Source organism: Streptomyces sp. NPDC002785, assembly GCF_040295565.1.
Taxonomy (GTDB): Bacteria; Actinomycetota; Actinomycetes; order Streptomycetales; family Streptomycetaceae; genus Streptomyces.
In genome coordinates, this window is the sequence record NZ_JBEOVN010000311.1 from 1 (window position 1) to 5,624 (window position 5,624).

Annotated in this window: 4 protein-coding genes and 2 pseudogenes; 2 read left to right on the forward strand and 4 right to left on the reverse strand. The window is 70.5% G+C overall.

Annotated elements, in window-relative coordinates; translation table 11 throughout:
* The first annotated feature begins 148 nt into the window (after nucleotides 1-148).
* Complete coding sequence (locus tag ABTZ94_RS35950) at nucleotides 149-946, forward strand: VOC family protein (RefSeq protein ID WP_351207401.1); 798 nt, start codon at nucleotides 149-151, stop codon at nucleotides 944-946.
* 31 nt (nucleotides 947-977) lie between these two features.
* On the opposite strand, the pseudogene ABTZ94_RS35955 reads toward ABTZ94_RS35950, so the two are convergent.
* A pseudogene (locus ABTZ94_RS35955) lies at nucleotides 978-1,319 on the reverse strand (LuxR C-terminal-related transcriptional regulator); the annotation flags it as partial.
* A 105-nt stretch (nucleotides 1,320-1,424) separates the two neighbouring features.
* Nucleotides 1,425-2,240 (reverse strand): HAD-IIA family hydrolase, encoded by an 816-nt coding sequence (locus ABTZ94_RS35960; RefSeq protein WP_351207403.1) that lies wholly within the window; start codon nucleotides 2,238-2,240, stop codon nucleotides 1,425-1,427.
* A gap of 115 nt (nucleotides 2,241-2,355) precedes the next feature.
* Between ABTZ94_RS35960 and ABTZ94_RS35965 the strand changes: the two are divergent.
* Nucleotides 2,356-2,982: pseudogene (locus ABTZ94_RS35965) on the forward strand (phosphoribosyltransferase); the annotation flags it as partial.
* Between the two features lie 77 nt (nucleotides 2,983-3,059).
* On the opposite strand, the gene ABTZ94_RS35970 reads toward ABTZ94_RS35965, so the two are convergent.
* Both ABTZ94_RS35970 and ABTZ94_RS35975 read right to left on the reverse strand, forming a co-directional pair.
* Entirely contained in the window at nucleotides 3,060-4,586 is a 1,527-nt protein-coding gene (locus ABTZ94_RS35970) for an alpha/beta hydrolase (RefSeq protein ID WP_351207405.1), read from the reverse strand.
* A 91-nt stretch (nucleotides 4,587-4,677) separates the two neighbouring features.
* Entirely contained in the window at nucleotides 4,678-5,421 is a 744-nt protein-coding gene (locus ABTZ94_RS35975) for a polyprenol monophosphomannose synthase (protein WP_351207407.1), read from the reverse strand.
* Nucleotides 5,422-5,624: the final 203 nt, after the last annotated feature.

Here is a 5,624-nt window from a genome sequence, read left to right on the forward strand (position 1 = left end):
ACACGCCCATGGCCGTGAGCGGCAGGTACACAAGTACGTACGGTGTACGCCACCGGGGTCGGCGGCTCCGTGTCCAGCGCGCGGGCAGACGATCGGCTGGCTAGCGTGAAACACCGGACAAGCCGCCGAGTGCGAAGGAGTCGAAGTCATGGCTGTACAACCGGAGGGCACGCCGTGCTGGGCCGACGCGATGTTCCCCGACATCGACGCAGCGAAGAGGTTCTACGGTGATGTGCTGGGCTGGACGTTCGGCGAGTCCTCGTCCGAGTTCGGCAACTACACGCAGGCGTACGCCGACGGCAAGGCGGTCGCCGCCGTCGTGCCTCCGATGCCCGGCCAGGAGGGACACCCGGCCTGGTGTCTGTATCTCGCCTCGCCGGACGCCGCAGCCACCGCCGCGAAGATCCGTGAGAACGGCGGCGAGACGCTGATGGACCCCATGGAGGTGGGCGAGTTCGGCACGATGCTGCTGGCCCGCGACCCCAGCGGTGTCACCTTCGGCGTCTGGCAGGCGGGCACCCATGAGGGCTTCGAGGCCCAGCGTGTGCCCGGTGCGTTCTGCTGGGCCGAGGTCTTCACCCGGGAGCCCGAGAAGTCGGACGCCTTCTTCCCCGCCGTCTTCCCGTACAGCATGGTGAAGATGGAGGACGACGCCATCGACTTCAGGATGTTCAACCTCGGCGACAAGACGGTCATGGGGCGGATGAAGATGGGCGACGAATTCCCGCCCGAGGTGCCGCCGTACCTGAATGTGTACTTCACCGTCGCGGACTGCGACGCGGCCGTGGCGAAGGCGACCGAGCGCGGGGCGATCCTGCGGTTCGGCCCGATGACCATGCCCTTCGGCCGCTTCGCGGCGCTGACGGACCCGCAGGGCGCGGCGTTCTCCGTGATCGACGTCGACACGGCCGAGGGCGAGGTGCCCAAGACGTCCCCGGTGTCCTGACCCGGCCGGGACCACGGGTCCGTGCCCCGGCTCACCCCCCGGCGCGCGGCACCACCAGACCGGATTCGTACGCCGCTACCACCGCCTGAGTGCGGTCGCGCAGACCGAGTTTGTTCAGGATGCGGCTGACGTGGGTCTTGACCGTCTCCTCGCTGACGCTCAGCCGGGTGGCGATCTCCGGGTTGGACAGGCCCTCGGCGATCAGGCGCAGTACCTCCGTCTCGCGCGGGGTGAGCGCGGTGAGCCCGACTGCGGGCACGGCGGCGGGCCTGCGGCGCAGTCGGGCGAATTCGCCGATGAGGCGGCGGGTAACGGTGGGCGCGAGCAGGGCCTCGCCCGCGGCGACCACGCGTACCGCGTCGAACAGGCGCTCGCGCACTGCTGGCGGGGCGGCGATGTTCCGGCTGCGGGACGCGTGAGGGGTGGGCGCGCGGCGCGGGTGTACGGCCGGGCCCCCGGACGGGCCGTCCCCCGGCCCTCACGCCCCCAGCCGCTCCAGCAGGGCGGGGAGATCGGCGAAGGAGTCGATCACATGGTCCGGGGTGCCGTCGGCCGCCCGGTGTGTCTCGGGGAGGTACTTGCCGGTCCTGACGAGTACGCCGGTGAGCCCGGCGCGCTGAGCGGCCAGGACGTCGGACTCGATGTCGTCGCCGACCATCAGGGCGTGGGACGCGGTGGCGCCGAGGTGTGCCAGGGCCGTGGCGAAGAACGACGCGGCGGGTTTACCGGTGATCTCCGCCTCGACGCGGGCGGCTCGCTCCAGCCCCAGGAGGAAGGCTCCGGTGTCGAGGTCGAGCCCGGCGGCCGTGCGCCAGTACATGTTCCGGTGCATGGCGACGAGCCGGGCACCGCGCTGCACATGACGGAAGGCGCGGTTGAGCGCCGCGTAGGTGAAGGCGTCCCCGGCCCCGCCGAGGACGACGACGTCCGGCGCCCCGCCATGAGCCGAACGGGATTCCTCCTCGTCCTCGTCGACGAGTGTCACGCCCGCCAGATCGTCCCGGACGTCGCCGGTGCTGATCAGCAGGCAGCGGGCTCCGGGATGGTGTTCTCGCAGGTGGGCGGCGGTGACGGCGGGGGCGGTGAGAATGTCGTCGGCACAGACGGGGAAGCCCTCACCCACCAGTTTCTCGGCGATCGAGGCGCGGGTGCGGGAGGTGGTGTTGGTGACCAACGCCAGCGGGAGACCCGCCTCGCGCAGCCGCTCCATGGCCGCCACGGTGCCGGGCAGCGGCTTCCAGGACACCGTGAGCACACCGTCGATGTCGATCAGGACCGCTCCGATTCGTTCCATGCGACCGACCCTCCCCGAGTTGCGCGACCGCCGCACATGGAGTTGTTTCGAAGTAGGAGCAGGTGGGGTGTGTCCCACGTGGTCCCTACTCTCCCCTGTTTGGGGGTGAACCACCGTGCTGTTCGCCGACCGCGAGGACGCGGGACAGCAGCTGGCCGAGGCGCTCCGGCATCTGGAGCGGGAGAACCCCGTCGTGCTGGGCCTGCCCCGCGGCGGAGTCCCGGTGGCCTTCCAGGTGGCGCAGATGCTCGGCGCCCAGCTCGACGTGATCGTGGTCCGCAAACTCGGCGTGCCGCACCACGAGGAAGTGGCGTTCGGCGCCATCGGCGAAGGCGGGGTGCGGGTCATCAACGAGGATGTCGTCAGCCACATCCTGGCCGGGAAGCAGGATCTCGCGGCGATCGAGCGGGTCGAGGCGGCGGAGCTCGTACGCCGGGCGCAGACGTACCGCGCGGGCAGGCCGCGCACGCCGCTCGAAGGCCGGACCGTCATCGTCGTGGACGACGGCGTCGCGACCGGCGCCACTGCCGAGGCCGCCTGCCAGGTGGTACGGGCACAGAACCCGGCCCGTCTGCTGGCAGCCGTACCGGTGGCGCCACCGGACGCGGTCGACCGGCTGCGGCAGTGTGCGGACGAAGTGGTGTGTCTGTCGACGCCGCGCCTGTTCTTCGCCGTCGGCGAGTGGTACCGGGACTTCTCGCAGACCTCCGACGAGGAGGTCGTCTCCCTGCTGACACAGGCCCAGTACAGCGGGCATGTGCCGCCCGGCAGCGACTGAGACCGACCGGGCGGCACATGGAGGGGGCGGCGTCGCCCCGCTCATCGGGCGCAGTACGTGTCCCCCTCCGGCCGCGTCCCCGTCGTCAGGAACGTGGTGACCGCGAGGTCGCCACAGGCATTGCCGTTGCCCAGGTAGACGCCGTGCCCGCCGTGGTCGACCGCGACCAGGCGGGCCCGGTCGCCGAGGGCCTCGCGCATCTTCAGGGCGCCGGAGTACGGGGTCGCCGGGTCGCGGAGGCCCTGGATCATCAGGATGTTGGACGGTCCCTCGTCCGTGATCCTGGTCGGCCGCTCCACGGAGGCGTCCTTCCAGAAGGCGCACGGTGTGATGTTCACCGGCATTCCGGCGGTGAGCGGGTGCTTCACGCGGTCGGCGGCGACGGCGCGCCGGTACGACGGGATGCTGCCCGGCCAGCGCACGTCGTTGCAGATCACGCCGATCGTGACCGCCGCGTCCTGGTCCGGCATCGGCCCGGCCAGTTCGGCGGGCAGGACGGGCTTCACCGACGCGTCCCGGGCCTCCTGAACGAGCCCGGCCAACCGGGCGAAGGCACTGTCCCTGTACAGGGCGAGCTGGATCGCCTGCCGCAGCCGGTTGCCGGTCAGCGGGACGCCCGCCGTGGTGGACTCCTTCGGCTCACGGTCCAGTCGCGCCGCCAGCTCCAGGACCAACGGCCGTACATCCTCGGCGCGTTCGGCCAGCCGCAGCCCCTCCGCCTCCCGGGCCGGATCCGCGGCCCATCGTGCGAAGTCGGGGAACCGGTCGTCCACGCCCACCGCCATGTTGGCCAGCCAGCCCTGCGCGACGCGGGACGGGTCGGGGTCGCCGCTGCTGTCCAGCACCCAACGGTCCGTGTGCTGCGGGTATTTCTGTGCGTATACGGCGCCCACATAGGTGCCGTACGAGGTCCCCCAGGCCGACAGTTTCTTCTCGCCCAGCGCCTGCCGGAAGCGGTCGATGTCCCGTACCTCGTTGACCGTGGTGAAGCTCCGCAGCAGCGCTCCCCCGTTGCGGGCGCACGCCTCGGCGACCCGTCGCGACCGTTCCACGTTCTCGGTGATCGAACCGTCGGCGGCGGGCCAGGACCGCAGATGCACCAGCTCCCGGTCCTCCGGGGCGAGCCCGCAGCTCGCCTTCGTGCTTCCGCCGGTGCCGCGCGGGTCGAGGCTGACGATGTCGTACTGCCCCGCCGTCTCCCGCTGCAGTTGCTCCCCCTTCTGTGTCACCCGCTGCACCCCTGACGAGCCGGGGCCACCGGGGATCACCAGCAGCGTCCCGCGCCGGGCCGAGGGGCGGTCGCTGCGCACCCGGGTCACCGCGAGACCGAGCTGCGGGCCGTCCGGGTCCCGGTAGTCGAGCGGTACGGGCAGCTCGGCACACTCCTGCGTCGCGGGGCCCCCGGTCTGGGCACAGGACCGCCAGGTGAGTGCGGGTACGGAGGCCGTGTTGGCGGTCGTGGCGGCGCCGTCGGCGCGGGCCGGCGGGGTCACGGCCCCGGTGAGGGCGGTGGCGGCAGCGGTGACGGACAGGGCGATGAACGCGGCAGATCTACGGTAAGTCGTCATGCCGCAAGCCTTGTTGAGCCGGGACGATCGGCCCATCCGGGAGGCATGACGGCAGGGAGTGGGGTTAGCCCCCGGACTCCCCGCCCGAAAATCAGTGGTGGTCTCTGCCGAACAGCAGCTTCCACGGTGCGAGGGCGGACTCGATCTGCACGTTCAGGCCGAGCTTCGATTCGCCCGCGACCCGCTCCTCGAATCGGATCGGCACCTCGACGATCCTCAAATGACGCTTGACCGTGCGGTAGTTCATCTCCACCTGGAAGGAATAGCCATTGCTTCGGACCGAGGGCACATCGATCGCCTGCAGCGTCGATGCCCGCCAGACCTTGAAACCGGCGGTGGCGTCCTTCACCCGCAACCGCAGGATCGCGTTCACATAGAAATTCGCCCATGCCGAGAGCGCCTTGCGGTGCCACGGCCACTCCGTGGCGAGTGAGCCGCCCGTCACATAGCGGGAACCGATCACCACGGCGGCGTCCTCGGCGAACAGCGTCTCGATCATGACCGGGAGTCTCGACGCCGGATGGGAGAGGTCGGCGTCCATCTGGACCACCACGTCCGCGCCCTCGGCGAGTGCACGCGTCATCCCCGCCACGTAGGCGCGGCCCAGCCCGTCCTTCTCCTTGCGGTGCAGCACGCCGACCGTTTTGGCGGTGTCGGCCGCGAGCTTGTCCGCGACCTCGCCCGTACCGTCGGGGGAATTGTCGTCGACCACGAGAATATGCAGGTCGGGCAGGCCCAGATCCGCCAGGAGATTCACGAGGACGGGCAGATTCGTCCGCTCGTTGTAGGTGGGCACGACCACAACAATCTTCGGCGAGGTCTTCTCCACGGCCATTTCCTCGTGTCCTCTTGCAGTGCTTTTTCCTTCTCCTGGCGCAGTCTCCCGTGAAACGCTGATGCCCCCGGTAGTTCCCCGGCGCTTCCCCGCGCAGGATCGCGCGAGCCCAAGGGCTGTCCCGTAATCCCTGGCGGGCGCGCGACGACAGCTACGGCACCTCGCCGCGTTGTCGGAACGTCCGCATACATCCAGTATGCGGA